We start from the raw sequence: 19928 nt of genomic DNA, 5'->3' as shown, positions 1-19928 counted from the left end.
CTGACCTGACCTGACCTGACCAGGCCCTCGCCTGTCCGCCCCCGCCCATCGCCTCACCGTCTGGACGCCGGTCGACCCCCAAGGACCTCACGCATGGCTCTCCTCCGCCCCGGGCTGCCCCGCCGCGCCTCGGCCCGCTCCTCCTCCCGCTCCGTCAGTCGGCCGGGCCGCCGTTCCTCAGCCAGCTCCGCTCAGCGGCCCGCGGCCGGTCGACCCGTCGGCATGGTTCCGGTGGTGCTGCTCGGCACCGCCGGGCTCCTCTCCGTGGGCGCGCTGGCCGGGGCCGGCACGTCTCCGACGCCGGAGACCCAGGAGCGCGCATCCCGGGTCGTGAGCGCCGACCTCGCCGCGCACACCCCCGCGGCGCCCACCACGGAGGCCGCAGTCCCCGCCGGCGCTGCCACTCCCAGCCCGGCCCTGGAGCTCGGGACGGACTCGCTCGCCGTGCCCACGGGCGCGGCGGCCGGGGTCGCTCCGACCGCGTCGGCCCCCGCCACCACCGCTCCGGCCCCGACCGCTCCGGCCCCCGCGCGCGCCCCGGCTTCGGCAACGACGCAGGTCTCCCGGCCGGGCGCAGCCAGGACCACCGCACCCGCGGGGTCCGGGGGCACCCCGAGCGTGCGGGCCCTCGCCCCGGTGGACCCGGTCGAGGCCTGGCGGGATCCGGGGGAGAGCATGGAGCGGACGTCGCTGACCTTCCTCGCGATGGCCGCGGCGCTGGGGCTGTTCGTGCTCTGGCTCCGGCGGCAGCACCACACCTGACCCGAGCTGAGCTCCCGGCTCGGGTCGTGTCGTCTGGGGACCCCATGGGGCGTCGCAGGCGACCCGAACTGAGCTGCGGGCTCGCGTCGTGTCGTCTGGGGACCCCGTGGGGGGTCGTGGGCGACCTGAAGTGAGCTGCGGGCTCGCGTCGTGTCGTCTGGGGGCCGTCTGGCGCGTCGCAGGCGACCCGAAGTGAGCTGCGGGCTCGCGTCGTGTCGTCTGGGGGCCGTCTGGCGCGTCGCAGGCGACCCGAACTGAGCTCCCGGCTCGATTCATGTCGTCTGGGGGCCGTCTGGCGCGTCGCAGGCGACCTGAACTGAGCTGTGGGCTCGAGTCGTGTCGTTCCGGGCGGTTCGGCGGGGCGTCATACGGCCCCACAAGCAAGATCGTGAGTGTCTGGTCCAAGAATCTTGGACCAAGCACTCACGATCTTCGTCAGAGAGGGGAGGCGCGGGTCAGTCGCGCCGGCCCTCGCGGCGCAGGTCGGACGCCTCGAGCTTGAGCTCGTCGAGGGTCTTCTCCTGCTTCTTGATCCCCTTGTCGTCGCGTGGCGGCAGGAGCACCTGGTCCTCGGCGGGCATGCCCGCGGCGAGCTGCCGGGAGCGCTCGACCTCGGAGTCGAACTCCGCACCGAAGAGCAGCGCCAGGTTGGTGATCCACAGCCACAGGAGGAAGACGACCACACCCGCGATCGAGCCGTAGGTCTTGTTGTAGGACCCGAAGTTGGACACGTAGAAGCCGAAGGCGACGGACGCCAGGATCCAGGTGACGAAGGCCAGGGCCGCGCCGGGGCTGAACCACTTGAACTTCGGCTGCTTGACGTTGGGGGTCGCGTAGTAGAGCAGCGCGATGACCAGGATGACGATCAGGCCGATGACGGGCCACTTCGCGATGTTCCACACCGTCACGGCGGTGTCGCCGAGGCCGATGAGTCCGCCGACCCACTGCGCGATGCCGCCGCTGACGACCAGCATGATGCCGGCGAGGGCGACCAGGGTCAGCGTGATCAGGGTGATGAGCAGCTGCAGCGGTCGCAGCTTGAGGAAGGGGCGCCCTTCCTGCACGTCGTAGATGCGGTTCATCGCGCGGCCGAAGGCGCCGATGTAGCCGGAGGCCGACCACAGCGCGGTGAGCAGACCGACGACCAGGGCGACGCCGGACGCCTGGGAGCCGGAGATCTCCTTGATGATCGGGCCGACGGTGTCGACGGCCTGCGGCGAGAGCTGGCGGACGCCGTCCAGCATCTTGTCGACGGTGCCCGGATCCTGGCCGAAGAGGCCGAGCAGGGAGATCAGCGCCAGGACGGCCGGGAACAGCGACAGCACGGCGTAGTAGGTCAGGGCGGCCGCGAGGTCGGTGCACTGGTCCCGGGTGAACTCCTTGGTCGTGCGCTTGAAGGCGTACTTCCAGTTGGCGCCGGGCAGGTCGTCCATCTCGTCGGGCTTGCCGTGCCCGTCGGGGTCGTCGTGCGTGCGGGCGCCGACCGGGCGCTCCTCGTCGGTCGTGCGGGACTCGTCCGAGTCGGAGGGGTGACGTGTGGCCATGGGGGAGGCTCCTGTGGGGCAAGGGGGAAGGTGGGGGGTTTGTCCACAAGACAACCACATGCGCCCCCGCCGGCGGGGGTCAATCGCCGTGCCACCTGGCCGATCTCGCCTGGCGGTCGGCCGCCTGCCTCAGGCCGCCTGCCTCAGACCGCCGGCCAGGGGAGGGGCTGGCCGAAGTAGTAGCCCTGCACGGCGTGCGCCCCCAGCTCGACGACGGCGGACAGCTGCTCGGCGGTCTCCACCCCCTCGGCGACGGACCGTATGCCGAGCGCGTCGGCCACCTCGACGGCCGAGCGCAGCATCGCGTGGTCGACGGTGCTGGTGAGGCACCCGCGCACGAGCACGCCGTCGATCTTGAGGACGTCGATGGGCAGGACGCGCAGGTTGCCATAGCTGGTCGTGCCCGCCCCGAAGTCGTCGAGGGCGAAGCGCACGCCGGCGTCGCCGAGGTGGACCATGCCGGACCGCACCTCCTCGACCGTGCCGATGGGCAGCCGCTCGGTCAGCTCGAGCACCAGACGGCGGCCCTGGCCGCTGCCGCGGATCAGGTCGTCGGCCCAGTCGACGAAGGTGGGGTCGAGCAGGCTGTGCGGGCTGACGTTGCAGGAGACGCGACGCTGCGGGGCCCCGTCGGCGAGGGTCTCGACCACGCGGGACAGGACGGCGCGGTCGAGGGCGTTGACGACGTCATACTGCTCGGCCAGGGCCACGAAGTCGTCGGGCAGCAGGGTGCGTCCGGCCTCGTCGGCCAGCCGGACGAGGACCTCGGCGTCCATGGGGGCCTCGACGCCCTGCACGACGCTGCGGATGGGCTGGGCCACCATCGACAGACGCCCGGTGAGCACCGCGGAACGCACCTCGTCCATCTGCAGCCGCTCGTGGTGGGTGTCGGCGCGTCCCGGGTCGCCGGGCACGTGGACGAGGACCCGTCCGCGACCGCTGCGCTTGGCCTCGTGGGCCGCGGACTCGGCGCGGGAGACGATCTCCTCGATGCCCTGGTCGTGACCGGAGATGGCATAGACGCCGGCGGAGAACGCGACGGGCACCTCGCGCCCGTCGATGCGCAGCGGGTCGCGGGCCAGGTCGACGGACAGCTCCTCGAGCGCGGCTCGCAGCTCCTGGACCGTGCCCCGGCTCAGCGCCCCGAACTCGTCCCCGCCGACGCGGAAGACGGCGACCGGCGTCGGCCCGCTCAGCCGGAGCAGACGGTCGGCCACCCCGCGGAGCACCTCGTCGCCGGACCCGTGGCCGAGCCGGTCGTTGGTCATCTTGAGATGGTCGACGTCGATGTAGGCGAAGGCGCCGTCCGCCGGCTCGCCCGCGCGGGCCCGGCCGATCGCCTCGAAGGCGGCCGCGCGGTTGGGCAGCCGGGTCAGGGCGTCGGTGCGCTGGAGGGTCTGGTTGGTCGATCGCAGGTCGGCCAGCTGCGCCTCGAGCGTGAGCAGGGAGTCCGGGGCCGCCAGGCCCGAGAGCTGGGTGCCCCGGGCGGAGAGGACGGCCGCCACCAGTGTGGCTGCCTGGATCGTCTCGGGTCGTATGGCGGAAGCGCTGGTCACCGCCAGCACGCCGATCGTGGCTGTGCCGGCGTGCACGGCGAGGACCAGACGCTGGCGCAGCCTCGCCTCGACGAGTGGCTGCAGCTCGGGGTCGTCCGCCTCCCGCAGGTCGGGGATCAGCTGGGTCCGCGACCGCAGGACGCGGACGAAGCAGCCGGTGGTCACGGGGCGCTGGTGGACGGTTGGCTCGCCCGGCAGGGTGCCGGCGAAGACGTGGCACTCGACGTGGCCGTCGGACCCGGTGACCAGCCCCAGCTCGATCCGCTCAGCGCCGATGACGCGGGGCAGGTGATGTCGGAGCGCCTGCACGAGCTGCTCGCGCCGGGCGTCGGCGGGCAGGGCCTCGGCGAGGCGGGCGACCGCAGCCAGCGTGTCGGCCTCGGCGCGCCCGCCCCTCGTCTGCCCCTGGTCCCCCTGCGTCACGGGTCCAGGGTATGGCCGGGAGACGACCGTTGTTGCCCCGTGACCGGGAAGCGACGCCGGAGGGGGCGGACCGTGTCCGCGAGGTGCCGCTCGGGCACGCAGCGTCACCGAGCCGGGCGCCGGGCAGACCCCCTGTCGGCGCCCTGCTCTAGGCTCGAGCACGTGACGATGGGACAGGGTGGGCGCGGGGTGTTCGTGGCCCTCGAGGGCGGCGACGGTGCGGGCAAGTCGACGCAGGCTCGGCTGCTGCAGGAGTGGCTGGAGGCCCAGGGGCGCACGGTCCTGCTGACGCGCGAGCCCGGGGGCTCCGAGCTCGGCGCCGAGATCCGGCGGCTGCTCCTCCACGGGGACGACGTGTCGCCGCGGGCCGAGGCGCTGCTCTTCGCCGCCGACCGGGCCCACCACGTGCACGCGGTGGTGCGGCCCGCCCTCGCCCGCGGCGAGGTCGTGGTGACCGACCGCTACCTCGACTCGTCGGTGGCCTACCAGGGCGCGGGGCGCGACCTGGCGGGCGAGGAGGTGCGGCAGCTGTCGCTGTGGGCGGTCGAGGGGCTGCTGCCCGACCTCACCGTGCTGCTCGACGTCGAGGCGGGCACCGGTCGCGAGCGGCGGGGCGACGAGCACGACCGGCTCGAGTCCGAGCCCGACGACTTCCACCACCGGGTGCGGTCCGGGTTCCTGGACCTCGCCGCCGCGGAGCCCGGGCGCTACCTCGTCGTGGACGCCACCCTGGCACCCGCCGAGATCCACGCCCTCGTGCGCGGTCGCCTGGCGGAGGTGCTCTCGTGACCGCCCCCGGCGTCTGGGAGCAGACCGTCGGGCAGCCCGAGGCGGTGACCACCCTCAGCCGGGCGGTGGCCGACCCCGACGCCATGACCCACGCCTGGCTGCTCACCGGCCCGCCCGGGTCGGGCCGCTCGGTGGCCGCCCGCAGCTTCGCCGCTGCCCTGCAGTGCCCCGAGGGCGGCTGCGGGTCCTGCCTGGAGTGCCGCACCGCCATGGACGGCACCCACGCCGACGTCTCCCTGGTCGCGACCTCGGGACTGTCCATCGGCGTCGAGCAGGCGCGCGAGCTGGTGCGGCTCGGGTCGACCCGCCCCTCCGTCGGCCGCTACCGCGTCATCGTGATCGAGGACGCCGACCGCCTGACCGAGCAGGCCGCCAACGCGCTGCTCAAGGTCATCGAGGAGCCGGTGTCGCGCACCGTCTGGCTGCTGTGCGCGCCGTCGCTCGACGACGTGATCATCACGGTGCGCTCGCGATCGCGGCACGTGCGCCTGCGGACCCCTCCCGTCGATGCCGTGGCGGAGCTGCTCGTGCGCCGCGACGGCATCGACCCGGCCATGGCCGCGTATGCCGCCCGCGCGGCCCAGAGCCACATCGGGATCGCCAAGCGGCTCGCCACCGACGACGGCGCCCGCGAGCGCCGGCACACGACCGTCTCCATCGCGGGGCGGATCCGCCGGGTGGGTGACGCCATCGATGCGGCGGCGGACCTCGCCTCGATCGCGGACGAGGAGTCGGGGGCCTCCAGCGCCGACCGCGACGCCGCCGAGCGCCGCCAGCTGCTCGAGCGGCTCGGGGCCGACCCCGCCTCGCGCACCCAGCCCCCGCACGTGCGCTCCGCGGTGGCCGCCCTCGAGCGCGAGCAGAAGCAGCGGGCCACCCGCTTCGCCCGCGACGTCGTGGACCGCTCGCTCGTCGACCTGATGAGCGTCTATCGCGACGCGCTGGTGCTGCGGCTCGGCACGCCAGTCCCCCTGGTCAACACCGAGCTGGGGCCGTTGGTCTCGCAGGTGGCGCAGGCCTTCACACCCGAAGGCCTCCTGCACGCGATCGACGCGATCGGCACAGCGAGGGAACGGATCGACCGCAGCGTGGCGCCGCTGCTCGCGCTCGAGGCGATGTGTCTGTCCTTGAGACTGCCGCGCTGACAGTTCCGTCCCTCCCAGGCGAGACGGTTACCGTGGGGGAGAGACAGGGGGCCTCGACGACGCCGGCCCTCTCCCGGCATACGTCCTCGTCCCCGAAAGGCCCCGCATGACCTCGCTGCGCCGGTCGCGCACCGCACGCTCCGCCACGTCCCTCGCGGCGGCCTCCTTGCTGCTCGGGGCCTGCGCCATCCCGGGGACCGGGGGCACGAGCGCCACCACCAGCCCGAGCAGCGCGAGCCCGAGCGGTCCCTCCGCGACCGGGGCGAGCGGGCCGGGCGCCACGAGCACGGCCACCGCCTCGCACGCCCCTGACCTCGCGAAGTACTACGGCCAGCAGCTGGCGTGGGAGCGGTGCGGCCGGTTCGAGTGCAGCTGGCTGACGGTGCCCGTGGACTACGACAAGCCGGACGGCGCGACGCTCAAGCTCGCGCTGAAGCGGCAGAAGTCCTCGTCGAGCTTGCGCACCGGGTCCCTCGTGCTCAACCCCGGCGGACCTGGCGCCTCGGGGGTCGACATGGTCGACTGGTTCGCCCCGACCCTGGCCGGCAACGTCCAGCGGCGCTTCGACGTCGTCGGCTTCGACCCGCGCGGCGTCGCCAAGTCGCAGCCGGTGACGTGCCTGGACGCCAAGCAGATGGACGACCTGCTGGGCGGCGACCCGACCCCGGACACCCCCACCGAGCAGGGCCAGCTCATGGCCGCCAACAAGGCCTTCGGCGAGGCCTGCAAGCAGCGCACGGGCGATCTGCTCGCCCACGTGTCCACCGTCGAGGCGGCCAAGGACATGGACGTGCTGCGGGCCACCCTCGGCGACCAGCGGCTCAACTACTTCGGGGCGTCCTACGGGACCTTCCTCGGCGCCACGTATGCCGGGCTGTTCCCCAAGCACGTCGGCCAGATGGTGCTCGACGGCGTCATCGACCCCGCCCAGGACGGCAAGGCCTCGGCGCTGGGGCAGGCGACCGGCTTCGAGCGCGCCACCCGGGCCTACGCCCAGCACTGCGTCGAGACCGGTAGCTGCCCCGTCGGTAGCAGCGTGGACGAGGTCATGACCGGTCTCGCCGACCTGCTCAAGCAGATCGACGCCAAGCCGCTGCCCGCCCCGGGCGTCGGGACCGGGACGCTCACCGAGGGGTGGGCCTCGATGGGCCTGGCCCTCCCGATGTACTCCGAGCAGCTGTGGCCCGAGCTCGACTCGGCGCTGCGGTCCGCCAAGGGCGGCGACGGCTCCGGCCTCATGCGCCTGGCGACGCAGTACGCCGACCGGCAGGACGACGGCAGCTACAAGGGCAACATGCTGCAGGCCATCAACGCCGTCAACTGCCTGGACCGCCCCGTGACCGGCGACGCCGCGAAGTACGCCGCGGACGAGAAGGACTTCGTCAAGGTCGCGCCGACCTGGGGTCGCTTCATGGCCTGGGGCGACTCGGTGTGCGGCGCCTGGCCCGTCCAGGCGACCGGCAAGGCCGCCCCCATCAGCGCCACCGGCTCGGGCCCGATCCTGGTCCTCGGGACCACCCGCGACCCCGCCACCCCCTACGAGAACTCCGTGGCGCTCGCCAAGCAGCTCGACCAGGGCGTTCTGGTGACCCGCGACGGCGACGGCCACACGGCATACCAGCAGGGCAACAACTGCGTCGACCGGCTCGTCGACGACTACCTCGTCAAGGGCAAGGTGCCGGTCGACGGCGCGAAGTGCTGAGCTGGCTCGACGGATTCGGTCGGCGCCTGCCCGGCCTGTATAGTGGGGCGCCGAGCGTCGGCCCGCTGACGTTCCTGCCGCTTTAGCTCAGTCGGCCAGAGCGATTCACTCGTAATGAATAGGTCGTCGGTTCGATTCCGACAAGCGGCTCAGACGAGGCCCCCGACTCCGGTCGGGGGCCTCGCTGTTGTGCGGCACCTCACCGCACTGACCGCTTCTTTGCTGTGAATCACCTCAGCGTGCCTGCGCGATCACGGTGGGCTACCTAGGATGAGCGGCATGCGCGAGCCCATGGCCGGCAACCCGCCAGGGCCCACCACTGACGGCGACCCCGAGTCCCGGTCGTTCCGACAGGACGACCGGGTCCTCGTCGTCCTCGGATCTCTGTTCGTGCTGCTGCAGCTCGTGTACTGGACCTCCGACGAAAGGGCCGCGAGCGTGGCCTTCATCGTCATGCGGGTCGCCGCGGTCGTGACCTTCGCCTGGGGCGTCGCCCGTGCCCGTCCGGGATTCCGGCGGGACTGGGGGCTGATGCTGGCCGGCATGGTCGTCTGGGCCCTGGCCGAGGTGGCCGTGGCCGTGCGCATCGCCGTCCTCGGTGAGTATGGCGACTGGACGCCCGCCGGGGTCTTCGACATGGCTGGTTTCGTGCTCGTGTGCGCCGGCGTGGTGCGCCTCGCCTGCAAGGACGGCTTCGTGCGGGGGTCGGCGCTGTGGCTGGACTCGATGGCGTGCGTGGTGAGCCTGGCGATCTGCTGGTGGCTGCTCGTCGGCCAAGAGCTCTTCTCACACCCCGACCAGGCCCGCTCGACGACCCTGCTCGCCGCCGCCTATCCGCTCGGGGACAGCCTGATCGTGGCGGCGGCCGCGGTGCTGCTCAGCTCCCGCTCGGCCCATGCCATCTCCTATCGGCTGCTCGTGCTGGGGATGCTGGTGGGGGCCGTCTCGGACGTCGGCTTCGGCCTCTACGTCAGCGGCGAGATGCCCAGCAACCGCTCGGTGTACGCGCTGTGGATGGTGCAGAGCACCCTGCTCGCGACGGCGTCGGTCCTCGGTCGGCGACCAGGCCGGGAGCTGGCCTCGCGGGTCTCGGTCGCTGGGGTGCTGCTCGTCGTGTCGGCCCTCGTCGGCCCCGCCACCGTGCTGGCCGTCCTGTCCGCGCTCGGGCGGCACACGCATGCCTCGGCCGTGCTCGCGACCCTCGCGGGGACCCTGCTGCTACTGCTCATCGCCGCCACCCGGGTGCTGGTGCTCGTGCGCAGGATCGAGAAACAGTCCGACCAGCTGGCCCGGACCGCCCGCACCGACGAGCTGACGGGCCTGGCCAACCGGCGGGCCGGACTGCGCCTGATGGACGAGGCGATCGCCGCCGCCATGACCGGGGTGGGCGCCCGCCTCACCGTGGGGATGCTCGACCTGGACAATTTCAAGAGCTTCAACGATGCCCATGGCCACCTGCAGGGTGACCGCATCCTGCGGGCGTCCGCCCGCGCCTGGATCCAGGTGCTGGACGACGACGGGTCGATCTATCGCTATGGCGGCGAGGAGTTCGTCGTGATCCTGCCCAACCGGTCCGTCGCCGACGCCGAAAAGATCCTCGCCCGGATGCGCGCGGCGACCCCGGACGACCAGACCTTCTCCGCGGGGCTGGCCGCCTGGTCCGACGGCGACTCGTCCGAGACGCTTCTCGCGCGCGCCGACGTCTCGCTCTACGCCGCCAAGGAGGCGGGCCGCGCCCGCACGATGGTGATCGCGTGAGCGCCCGCGTCGAGGTCGGCCCCAGCTCCTACGAGCGCGCCGGGAGCCTGCGCCGGCGACGGCAGGACGCGCTCGCCCTGGGCCTGCTGGCCCTCGTGCTCGTCGTCGCGCAGGGGATCTACTGGGTCGTCGGGACCCCGGAGGCCCAGGGGGCCGCCTACGTCGGTTCGCGGGTGCTGTCCACGGCCGTGTTCGCCTACGGGGTCGCGCGCACCCGACCGGCATTCCGGGGCGAGCGGCGACTGCTGCTCGCGGCGATGCTGCTGTGGCTGGTGGGCGACGTCGTGGTCGCCGTCCAGGCCGTCCGGTCCGTCAGCCTGGACAGCTGGTCCTCCACCTCGCTCGTCGGGATCCTGTCCTACCTGTGCCTGTTCGCCGCCCTCGTGGGCATGGCGCGCCGGGAGGGAATCGTCGCCGGAGCGGCGGTCGTCCTCGACGTGGTGCTGTGCGCCGTGAGCCTGTCGGTCGTGTGGTGGCTGCTCATCGGCCAGCAGATCCTGCTCGCCCCGGGGGGCAGCGACCTGCGATCCCTGCTGGTGAGCTCCTACCCGCTGTGCGACGTGCTCGCGATCGCCGGCGCCGTGGCGGTGCTGAGCGCCCGGTCCGCGCACGAGTGGTGCACGCGCGCGCTGGCGCTGTCGGCCATGGTCGACGTCGTCGCCGACATCTGGTTCGGCTACTTCGTGGTGGGCCTCACGGACACGTGGTACTGGCCCCCGGCGCTGTGGATGGTGCAGTCCGTGCTCCTCGCCGCCGCCGCCGTCCTGTCCGGCCGCCCGGTGCGCGAGCCCAGCTCGCGGGTGTCGCGCTCCGGGGTGCTGATGATGGTGGGGGCCGTGGTGGCGCCGATGATGACCATCGCGGTGCAGACCATGGTCGGCCGCGCCCCGGCGACGCCCTCGTCGGTCGTGCTGTCGCTCGTGGGCACCGCGATGATGGTCGTCCTCGTCTGCGTACGCGTCCTGATCCTCGTGCGCCGCCTCGAGAAGCAGGCCAACGAGCTCGAGCAGACCGCGCGCACCGACGAGCTCACCCAGCTCCCCAACCGGCGGGCGGGGATGCGGCTGCTGCACGACAGCATCGGGCAGGTGGAGCAGGGGCGACTGGCCGGCCTGACCGTGGCCCTGCTCGACCTGGACCACTTCAAGAGCTTCAACGACACCCACGGGCACCTCCAGGGCGACCGCCTGCTCCGGGCCGCCGGCCTGTCCTGGGCGTCGGTGATCGGCCCGGGGGACATGCTCTTCCGCTATGGCGGTGAGGAGTTCGTCGTCATCATGCCCGAGGGCACCGTGGCCGAGACCCGCGCGGTCCTGCAGCGGATGCGCCGCGCGACGCCGCGCGGCCAGACCTTCTCGGCGGGGATCACGAGCCTGCGGGCCGGGGACACCGCCGAGGACGTCATCGGGCGCGCCGACGCCTCCCTGTATGCCGCCAAGGCCGCCGGACGCGATAGGAGCTGCATCAGCGCCTGACGCGGTGCGCATATCGAACGGGCGTGCATCCTGCGAACACGCCGTAGGCTGGTGCCACCCCGACCACCAGGAGCCCCGCCGTGAGCGTGCCCGTCGCCGTCGTCCCGCTGTCCTCGTCCGGTGCCGCCGGGCAGCCCAAGCCCCTGCTCGTCCTCGGCTCCTCCCTCGGCGTGGCCGTCGAGCGGCTGTGGGCCCCCGTCCTTCCCTTGCTGGGTGACCGCTACCACGTCCTCGGGTGGGACCTGCCCGGTCACGGCCGGACGCACCACGACGGCTCTGCCGGGTCGTTCAGCGTCGCCGACCTCGCGAGCGCCGTGGTCGAGCTGGCCGCCCGTCGCGGCACCCCCGGCCTGCCGGCGTACTACGCGGGCGTGAGCCTCGGCGGGGCGACCGGCCTGCAGGCCGCCGCCGACCACCCGGGCGCGTTCGCCGCCGTCGCCCTGGTGTGCTCCGCCGCGGCGCTCGGCACCCCCGAGGCGTGGACGCAGCGAGCCGTCACGGTCCGCGCCCAGGGGACGCCGGCGCTCGTCGAGGGCTCGGCGGCGCGGTGGTTCGCGCCCGGCTTCGCCGATCGTGAGCCGCAGGTCGCGGGGGGCCTGCTGCACGACCTCGCGCACGAGGTCGACGACGAGGGCTATGCGGCGTGCTGCGAGGCGCTCGCGGCATACGACCTGAGCGACCGGCTGGGCGAGGTGACCGACCCGGTGCTGGTGCTCAACGGGGCCGCCGACCAGGTCGTTCCGCCCGCGGCCGCGGAGCAGGTCGCCTCCGGGGTGGCCGACGGCCGCGCCGTGATCCTGCCCGAGGTCGGGCACCAGGCCCCGGTGGAGGACCCGACCGGCACCGCCGAGGCCCTTCTCGCCTTCTGCCGCTGACACCGACGACGTTCGAAGGAGAACGATCATGACCACCGACACCTATCTCTACGACGCCGTCCGGACGCCCTTCGGGCGGTTCGGCGGGGCCCTGGCCGGCACCCGGCCCGACGACCTCGCGGCCCACGTCGTGCGCGCCCTGGTCGACCGCTCGCCCGGGCTCGACCCCGAGCGCATCGACGCCGTGACCTTCGGCAACGCCAACGGCGCCGGCGAGGAGAACCGCAACGTCGCCCGCATGGCCACGCTGCTCGCCGGCCTGCCCGTCTCGATCCCCGGCAGCACGGTCAACCGGCTCTGCGGGTCGTCGCTCGACGCCGCCATGGTCGCCTCGCGGCAGGTGATGGCGGGCGACGCCGACCTGGTCCTCGTCGGCGGCGTGGAGTCGATGAGCCGCGACCCATGGGTGCTGCCCAAGACCAGCAAGCCCTACCCCGCCCACAACCTCACCGCCGAGAGCACCGCTCTCGGGTGGCGCCTGGTCAACCCCCGCATGCCTGGCCGGTGGACCGTCAGCCTCGGGGAGGCGACGGAGCAGCTCGCCGAGCTCCACGGGGTCTCGCGCGAGCGGCAGGACGCCTTCGCTGCCGAGCCGCACCGGCTCGCCGCTGCGGCCTGGGACGAGGGCCGGTATGCCGACCACGTGGTCACCGTGCCCGGGACGGACCTCGAGCGGGACGAGGGCATCCGCCCGGGCTCGACCCCCGAGACCCTGGCCGGGCTCAAGACCGTCTTTTGCACGGAGGGCGGCACGGTCACCGCGGGCAACGCCTCGCCCCTCAACGACGGGGCGTCCGCCGCGTTCGTGGGCTCCGAACGGGCGGCCGAGCTGCTGGGGCGCGACCCCCTGGCGCAGATCGTCTCCCGCGGCGAGGCCGCGAACGAGCCGCAGTACTTCGGCTACGCGCCCGTCGCGGCGGCGGAGCAGGCGCTGCGCCGCGCGGGCCTGACCTGGAGCGACATCGACGCGGTCGAGCTCAACGAGGCCTTCGCCGCCCAGTCCCTGGCCTGCCTGGACGCATGGGAGCGCGACGGCCTCGACGTGGGCGTCGTCAACCGCTGGGGCGGGGCGATCGCCATCGGCCACCCCCTCGGCGCATCGGGGTTGCGCGTGCTCGGCACGGTGGCTCGTCGCCTGGCCGCGACCGGTGGGCGCTACGGCCTGGCCGGGATCTGCATCGGCGTCGGCCAGGGGCTCGCCGTCGTCGTCGAGAACGTCGCCAGCGCCGGCACCACCGGCACCACCGGCACGAGGGAGGGAGCACGATGAGCGGGCTGCACGTGGCCGCGGACGTCGACGAGGCGGTCAGCATCGTCGAGGACGGTGACACCGTGCTGATCGGGGGCTTCGGCATCGCCGGGCAGCCGGTCGAGCTGATCGAGGCGCTGATCCGCAGCGGGGCCAGCGGCCTCACCTTCGTCAACAACAACGCCGGCAATGGCGACGAGGGCCTGGCCGCCCTGATCAAGAACGGCCAGGTCGCCAAGATGATCTGCTCGTTCCCGCGCCAGAGCGACTCGTGGCACTTCGACGAGGCCTATCGCGCCGGGCGGCTCGAGCTCGAGGTCGTGCCGCAGGGCACCCTCGCGGAGCGGATCCGCGCGGGGGGCGCCGGGATCGGTGGCTTCTTCACGCCCACGGCATACGGCACCCTGCTCGCCGAGGGCAAGGAGACGCGGGTGATCGACGGCCGCGGGTATGTCCTCGAGGCGCCGATCACCGGCGACGTGGCGCTGGTCAAGGCGCTGCGCAGCGACGCGATGGGCAACCTCGTCTATCGCAAGACCGCCCGCAACTTCGGGCCGGCCATGTGCACCGCGGTCACCCGCAGCGTGGTGCAGGTCGAGCAGCTCGTCCCCACAGGGGAGATCGACCCGGAGGTCGTCGTGACCCCCGGCATCTTCGTCGACACCGTCGTCGAGGTGCGCACCGCCAGCAGCGACAAGGAGGGCCTGCGATGACCGAGCCGACGACGGAGCCGACGCGCACGACTGCGAGCACGAGCGCGAGCACGGATGCCGAGCTGAGCAAGCAGGAGCTCGCCGCGCTGGCCGCCCACGACATCGAGCCGGGGTCCTTCGTCAACCTCGGGATCGGGCAGCCGACGCTGATCAGCGACTACCTGCGCGCGGAGCAGCAGATCACCCTGCACACCGAGAACGGCATGCTCGGGATGGGTCCGCAGGCGCACGGCGAGGACGTCGACGTGGACCTCATCAACGCCGGCAAGATCGCCGTCACCGAGCTGCCTGGGGCGTCCTACTTCCACCACGCCGACAGCTTCGCGATGATGCGTGGCGGTCACCTGGACGTCTGCGTCATGGGTGCCTTCCAGGTCTCGGCCGGGGGCGACCTCGCCAACTGGCACACGGGCGCACCCGACGCCATCCCCGCCGTCGGCGGCGCGATGGACCTCGCCATCGGCGCCAAGCAGACCTGGGTCATGATGTCGCTCTTCGCCAAGGACGGCTCGGCCAAGATCGTCCCCGAGCTGACCTATCCCGCGACGGGGCTGGCGTGCGTCCGGCGCGTCTACACCAGCCAGGCGGTGTTCCTGCTCGAGGAGCGTGGCGTGGTCGTGCGCGAGACCCACGGCATCGCCTTCGCCGAGCTGGCCGAGCGCCTCGACGTCCCCCTGATCGACGGGAGCACCGAGTCGGGCGACAGCGAGGAGTCCCGCGCCTGAGCCGCGCGCGAGGGTCATCGGGGACACCAGGGCCGCCGAGGGCCATCGGGGGTGCCGACAGGCATCGATCGGCAGCGAGGGGACGCAGATGTCCACGACACGCCGTCAGGCGCGACATTCGCGTCCCCTCGCGCCTCGCGCCTCGCGCCTCGCGCCTCGCGCCTCGCGTGTCGGGCGCGTGCGTGCGACCGGCTGGCAACGACCGCCCACCACGGGCGAGCCGCCTAGCCTGGAGCGGTGATCGACGAGACCGCCCTGCGTGCCGCCCTCGACCGCGAGTGGGCCTGGTGCGGCCTGCCCCGCGCCCCCGAGTGGGTGAGCCTGCTGGGGGAGGGAGAGTCGTATGCCGCCTGGCACGTCGCCACCCGGGGCGCCGACGTCGTGGTGCGGGTCGTGCGTCGCCCCACCGAGGATCTGCCGCGCGCCATGCGTGACGAGTTCACGGTGCTGCAGCTCCTGCCGGACGGGGTGGGCCCCGAGCCGGTGGCCCTGGACGAGAGCGGTGACCGGCTCGGCATACCGGCCATGGTCGTCGGGCTGGTGCCCGGCGAGGTGCTCACCGACACCGACGACTGGGACGACGAGCTGCTGACCAGGCTCGCGCAGGCCATCGCGCGCCTGCACGACCGGGCCTACCCGCGCTGCGGACCGGTCGGTGACCCGCAGCGCAGCACCGTCAGCATCGTCGGCGCCTTCGAGGCCGGGCTGGGGTGGTGGCTCGAGCACCAGCCGCAGGTGGTCGCCGACCCCGAGGTGCTGGCGCTGCTGCCGGGGGTGCGCGCCTACCTGGCGGAGCGCGAGCCGTGGTTCGAGCCGGTCCGCCGGTTCGCGCTGGTGCACGGCGACCTCGTCGCGGCCAACGTCCTCGTCGAGGCCGGCGAGCCGCGGCTGGTCGACTGGGAGTGGGCCGAGATCGACGACCCCGCCCGCGACCTCGGCTACCTCGGGGGGCGGCTCGCGAGCGAGGGCGTGCAGGTGCGGCTGGGGCGGGACCAGGTCGAGCAGCTCGTCCGGGCCTATCTCGACGCGGCCCCCGCCGACCTCCGGGCCACCGAGACCGTCGAGTCGCTGCTCGCCCGCCGCGACGCGTGGGAGGTGTGCGAGAGCCTGCTCGGCTCGCTGCATGACCGTCGGCTGCTCGCGGAGGGACGGCACGAGCCCGGGCTGACCGAGCGCCGGATCGCGGCGGCGACCTCCGGCCTGCGCGAGGTGGCACCAGACCCGGCCACGCTCGCCTGAGAGCGACCTGTTCGGGTGAACGGGGCGGTCACCCGATCGATGGTCAACCTCCGGGCCGTGGTCGGCGTCTACGGTGCGTAGCAGACAAGAAGGAGGCGGGACATGGGTCCGACGTCGCGGCTTGTCATCGCGGCCGCGATCGGCCTGGCGTTGGCAGTCCCACTGGTGGTGGCGGTGCTGGTGTACCGCCGCTCGGCAGGGCGGGGGACGGGGCGCCGCGTGGCGGTCTCGGCCGGGGTGGCGGTGTCGATCGTCCTGTCCCAGGTGCTCGCCATCGGGGGGCTCGTCCTGGTCGTCAACCGGGACTTCGGCTTCTTCCCACCTGGTCCTCGCTCGCCGCGGCGTCCGAGGACGACAACCCGTTCGCCGCCGTCGCGCAGCCTGCCTCGGGCGGGGCCATGACCACGGACGAGCTGAAGCAGATCCGGGTGCGCGGCTGGGCTCCCCGCAAGGTCCAGCCGCCCAAGGGCGACGGGCTCTACCGCGACTACGTCGTGTCCGGCGTGCAGTCCGGGACGACCGCCAAGGTCGTCGTGTGGATGCCCCCGGGCCACGAGCACGCCGCCAACGCCAAGGGCCTGCCGGTCGTGTTCGTGCTGGGCGGCGCCTACGGCCCCGTCGACAACGTGGCGACCTCCCTGCAGTTCGCCCAGAAGGCCGCCCCGCTGATCCGCTCCAAGCAGATCCCGCCGTTCGTGGCGGTCATGCCGGAGGTCAACATCAAGCTCCCGCAGGACACGGAGTGCACGGACTACCCGGGGGGTCCGCAGGCCTACACCTGGCTCGCCCGGGACGTGCCCGCCTGGGCGCAGCACACGCTCGGCGTCGTCCAGCCCGGTCCCCGCTGGTCGGTGCTGGGGTGGTCGCTCGGTGGCTACTGCGCGGCCAAGCTCCACGCCGCCGAGCCGCAGACGTTCGGCTCCGGGGCGTCGCTGCAGGGATACTTCGCTCCGTCGGTGGACGGCTCGACCGGCACCCTCGCGAGCGTCCTCCAGCGCGACCCCGCGCTGCTGCAGCGCTCGGACGTGGCGTGGCTGCTGCGCAACCGCCCGCCGGCCCGCACCCGGCTGCTGGCGATGTCCTCGCCGGCCGACGCCCAGAGCTGGCAGCTGACGCAGCAGTTCTTCGGCGCCACCAAGGGCCTGCCCGGGATCACCCCGATGGTCGTGGACAACGCCGGGCACACCTACACGTCCTGGCGCGAGGCCCTGCCGAGGACCCTCACCTTCCTGCTCAAGGACGCCGGGGCCAAGGGCTGAGCCTCACATCCGGTCGGTCGGCTCCAGCGGCTCGGGACGCCGGGTCGTGCGCAGCCCGCGCCCGGCCCGGGGCCGGGTGGCCAGCAGGTGCAGGCCCAGCACCCCGGTGCCCAGCACGATCAGCAGCAGGCTGGTCAGGGCGAGGCTCAGCAGCGACGCGGTGGCGACCGGCACGACCACGCCGGCCAGGGCGGCGTTGAACGCCAGCTGCACGAACGACGATGCGGACGCCGCCGTGCCCCGGGCGTCCGGGTGGAGGTCCAGCACGGCGAGCTGCAGCACCGGGAAGGCCATCGCCACGCCCAGCGCCATCAGCGAGGGGCCGACCACGGGCCAGGGGAGACGGGCCGGGTCTGGCGTCGCCGCCAGGACCACGGTGAGCACGCCCGAGGCCAGGGCGATCGTCATACCGACCATGACCTGGGTCCGTCCGGTGATCCGACCCGCGAGGCGTCCGCTGACGAAGGCGCCGGTCACCATGCACCCGATCATCGGGACGAAGAAGAGCCAGAAGTCCCCGCTACCCAGCCCGAGCAGGTCCACCACGAAGATCGGCGCGCCGGCGATGTAGAGGAACTGGCCGGCGAAGGTCAGGGTGCAGGCCAGCGCGATCCGCCAGAAGGCCGCCCCGCGGGCGATCCGCACCAGGCTGCCGACGGCCGCGCCGAGGCGCAGGGGAGTACGGGCCTTGGGCGGGTGGGTCTCGGGCAGCACCAGCAGCACCGCGCCGGCCATGAGCAGGCCGAAGGCGGCGAGGAACCAGAAGACCAGCGGCCACCGGCCGAGGCCGAGCAGCGCGCCGCCGATGATCGGGGCGATCGCCGGGGCGACGCCGAAGATCATCGCCACGTGGCTCATCAGCCGCTGGGCCTCGGGCCCGTCGAACAGGTCCCGGACCACCGCCCGGCTCACGATCTGGCCCGCTCCGGCCGAGAACCCCTGCAGGGCGCGGCAGACCAGCAGGACGGGGAGGCTGGTGGACAGGGCGCACCCGACGGACGCCAGCACGAAGACGGCGATGCCCGCGACCATGACCGGGCGACGGCCCACGGCGTCCGACAGCGGGCCGTGCACCAGGCTCATGATCGCGAAGGCCAGCAGGTAGACGCTGACCACCTGCTGCATGGCCGTGCTGCCCACCTCGAGCTCGGCCCCCATCTGCTGGAACGCCGGGAACGCGGTGTCGATGCTGAACGGGCCGAACATCGACAGCCCGGCGAGCACGAGGGTGAGCCCCATCCCCGCACGTCGGGGGGTGGGGTGGGCCGGGGTCACCCGACCATCCTGGCACGGTGCTCATCCGTCACTCTGAGTTGCGATGGGTGCGGATCATTGGGGTATGTCGTGCCGGGGCTTCACCCGTTCGGTCCTGTCCGTTATCGTTTCGTTATGTCGCTGCGAGGCATCCCGTTATCTCGCTGTGACCTGCGGAAACACGGTCCTGTCATTCCCCGGCATCACCTGATGTTCACTCCTGCGTCCCTTGTCACACAGCGTGAGGCCACCCCGATGTCGAGGACCGCGTACCGCTACGGTCTCTCGCTCCGTACTCTTGACCCATAGGGTCGACGCGCCAGCCGCGGTCGACCCCTCTCCATCGCGTCGCCCGGGGGCGTCGCGCACGATCGGTCACAGCTCCAGAGGGGACATCAGTGCAGTCCACGCCACGCGTCCGTCGCGGCCCAGGGGCCGGCGCGCGCGCCGCGTCCGTCAGCGTGACGGTCGCCCTGCTCACCCTCGGCCTCGTCGCGCCCGCCTCGGCCGACCCGGCTCCGTCCCCCACCGGCAGCACGCAGTCGCTACCGTCCGAGCAGGACGTGGCCGCGGCCAACCGGGCCGCCGCCGACCAGGAGGCCCAGGTCGCCACCCCCCAGGCGCAGTATGCCGCCGCGGCCGACCGCCTCGAGCTGGCCCGGCGCGAGGCCGCGCTGGCCGCCGAGCAGTACAACGGCGCCAAGGTGCGCCTGGACGCGTCCACCAAGGCCTTCGCGGACGCGGACGCCAAGGCGCGCGCCGCCGAGCGTGCCCTCGCCACGGCCAAGGTCAACCTCGGTCGCGTGGCGGCGGAGACCTACGAGTCGGGCCACGACCTGCACGGTCTCGAGGCGCTCGTGAGCCCCGGCGGCCCGCAGGCCGTCCTCGACCGTGCCTCCGGCCTCGCCACGCTCGGCGAGCTGCAGACCGGCGTCGTGCGCCAGGCCACGGGCGACCTCACGCGGGCGACCGAGCTGCGTCGTGCCGCCCAGCGGGCCCAGGACCAGCGCAAGGCCGACGAGACGGCGGCGCTCGCCGCCCGCACCCGCGCCGGGGCGACCGAGCAGGCGGCCGTCGCCGCCGCCCAGGCCACCCAGGCCGCCCAGGACCAGGCGCTCGCGACGCTCGCCCGGCTCAACCAGACCTCCGTCGACCTGGAGCGCCGCCGCCAGGAGGGCCTGCGCCTCGAGGCGGACCAGCGCGCCGCCGCCGCCCGCGAGGCCGCTGCCCTCGCCGAGGCCGCGCAGCGCGACTCCGAGAGCCTGTCCGCCGACGCGGAGGCGGCCGAGGCCGCCGCCGCGACCGCCGCCAAGGAGCGTGCGGCGGCCCTGCGTGCCGCTGCCGACCGCAGCACGGCGGAGCAGACCCGCGACACGACCCAGGCCGCCGCCGACCGTGCGGCCCGCGAGGCCGACGCCCAAGAGGCCGCCGCCGACCGCACCGCCGCCGGGACCGGCGCC

16 protein-coding genes, 1 tRNA gene and 1 pseudogene are annotated in these 19928 nt (G+C 73.5%); 15 read left to right on the top strand and 3 right to left on the bottom strand.

All coding sequences use genetic code 11. The annotated features are described in order from the left end of the window. Positions 1-93 precede the first annotated feature (93 nt). Positions 94-762, top strand: coding sequence for a hypothetical protein (locus B2P18_RS00935; protein WP_286955463.1), 669 nt, complete (start codon positions 94-96; stop codon positions 760-762). Positions 763-1217: 455 nt separating this feature from the next. On the opposite strand, the gene B2P18_RS00930 is transcribed toward B2P18_RS00935, so the two are convergent. After that, the gene (locus B2P18_RS00930) at positions 1218-2306 is read right to left on the bottom strand and encodes a YihY/virulence factor BrkB family protein (protein ID WP_029212541.1); all 1089 of its coding nucleotides are present in this window, start codon (positions 2304-2306) and stop codon (positions 1218-1220) included. Positions 2307-2449: 143 nt separating this feature from the next. Beyond that, a complete protein-coding gene (locus tag B2P18_RS00925) occupies positions 2450-4285 on the bottom strand; it encodes a bifunctional diguanylate cyclase/phosphodiesterase (protein ID WP_029212540.1) in 1836 nt (611 codons plus the stop codon). 168 nt (positions 4286-4453) lie between these two features. On the opposite strand from B2P18_RS00925, the gene tmk reads away from it, so the two are divergent. The 13 genes from tmk (at position 4454) to B2P18_RS00860 (ending at position 17214) form a co-directional block, all read left to right on the top strand. Further along, positions 4454-5074, top strand: a complete 621-nt coding sequence (gene tmk, locus B2P18_RS00920; RefSeq protein ID WP_029212539.1) for a dTMP kinase — start codon at positions 4454-4456, stop codon at positions 5072-5074. Continuing rightward, complete coding sequence (locus tag B2P18_RS00915) at positions 5071-6219, top strand: DNA polymerase III subunit delta' (protein ID WP_286955462.1); 1149 nt, start codon at positions 5071-5073, stop codon at positions 6217-6219. The genes tmk and B2P18_RS00915 overlap by 4 nt, the downstream gene beginning before the upstream one ends. A 106-nt stretch (positions 6220-6325) precedes the next feature. Further along, entirely contained in the window at positions 6326-7921 is a 1596-nt protein-coding gene (locus B2P18_RS00910; protein ID WP_286955461.1) for an alpha/beta hydrolase, read from the top strand. A gap of 76 nt (positions 7922-7997) precedes the next feature. Next, a tRNA-Thr gene (locus B2P18_RS00905) sits at positions 7998-8071 on the top strand. 129 nt (positions 8072-8200) lie between these two features. After that, complete coding sequence (locus B2P18_RS00900; RefSeq protein ID WP_286955451.1) at positions 8201-9679, top strand: GGDEF domain-containing protein; 1479 nt, start codon at positions 8201-8203, stop codon at positions 9677-9679. Further along, complete coding sequence (locus B2P18_RS00895) at positions 9676-11154, top strand: GGDEF domain-containing protein (RefSeq protein ID WP_286955449.1); 1479 nt, start codon at positions 9676-9678, stop codon at positions 11152-11154. The genes B2P18_RS00900 and B2P18_RS00895 overlap by 4 nt, the downstream gene beginning before the upstream one ends. An 80-nt stretch (positions 11155-11234) precedes the next feature. Then, a complete protein-coding gene (locus tag B2P18_RS00890) occupies positions 11235-12029 on the top strand; it encodes an alpha/beta fold hydrolase (RefSeq protein WP_286955448.1) in 795 nt (264 codons plus the stop codon). Positions 12030-12057: 28 nt separating this feature from the next. After that, positions 12058-13299, top strand: a complete 1242-nt coding sequence (locus tag B2P18_RS00885) for a thiolase family protein (protein WP_286955447.1) — start codon at positions 12058-12060, stop codon at positions 13297-13299. Beyond that, on the top strand, positions 13296-13991 hold the full coding sequence (locus tag B2P18_RS00880; protein ID WP_286955444.1) for a 3-oxoacid CoA-transferase subunit A: 696 nt from the start codon (positions 13296-13298) through the stop codon (positions 13989-13991). The genes B2P18_RS00885 and B2P18_RS00880 overlap by 4 nt, the downstream gene beginning before the upstream one ends. Next, positions 13988-14716 carry a CoA-transferase gene (locus tag B2P18_RS00875; RefSeq protein WP_286955442.1) on the top strand — a complete coding sequence of 243 codons (729 nt, stop codon included), beginning with the start codon at positions 13988-13990 and terminating at the stop codon, positions 14714-14716. The genes B2P18_RS00880 and B2P18_RS00875 overlap by 4 nt, the downstream gene beginning before the upstream one ends. A 237-nt stretch (positions 14717-14953) precedes the next feature. Further along, on the top strand, positions 14954-15955 hold the full coding sequence (locus B2P18_RS00870; protein WP_239262221.1) for a phosphotransferase family protein: 1002 nt from the start codon (positions 14954-14956) through the stop codon (positions 15953-15955). 102 nt (positions 15956-16057) lie between these two features. Continuing rightward, positions 16058-16357: a hypothetical protein gene (locus tag B2P18_RS00865; RefSeq protein ID WP_286955438.1), complete on the top strand. Its 300-nt coding sequence runs from the start codon at positions 16058-16060 to the stop codon at positions 16355-16357. After that, positions 16354-17214 carry an alpha/beta hydrolase gene (locus B2P18_RS00860; RefSeq protein WP_286955436.1) on the top strand — a complete coding sequence of 287 codons (861 nt, stop codon included), beginning with the start codon at positions 16354-16356 and terminating at the stop codon, positions 17212-17214. Before B2P18_RS00865 ends, B2P18_RS00860 begins: the two co-directional genes overlap by 4 nt. Before the next feature lie 3 nt (positions 17215-17217). Here the strand turns inward: B2P18_RS00860 and B2P18_RS00855 are convergent, their stop codons facing one another. Further along, complete coding sequence (locus B2P18_RS00855; protein WP_286955435.1) at positions 17218-18489, bottom strand: multidrug effflux MFS transporter; 1272 nt, start codon at positions 18487-18489, stop codon at positions 17218-17220. 377 nt (positions 18490-18866) lie between these two features. Here B2P18_RS00855 and B2P18_RS00850 point away from each other — a divergent pair. Then, positions 18867-19928 (top strand): annotated as a pseudogene (locus B2P18_RS00850) (hypothetical protein); the annotation flags it as partial.

It is taken from the genome of Arsenicicoccus sp. UBA2120 (genome assembly GCF_002330965.1).
Taxonomy (GTDB): Bacteria; Actinomycetota; Actinomycetes; order Actinomycetales; family Dermatophilaceae; genus Arsenicicoccus; species Arsenicicoccus bolidensis.
Note: the sequence above shows the minus strand (reverse complement) of the source record. Positions and strands in the feature narration are given on the sequence as shown.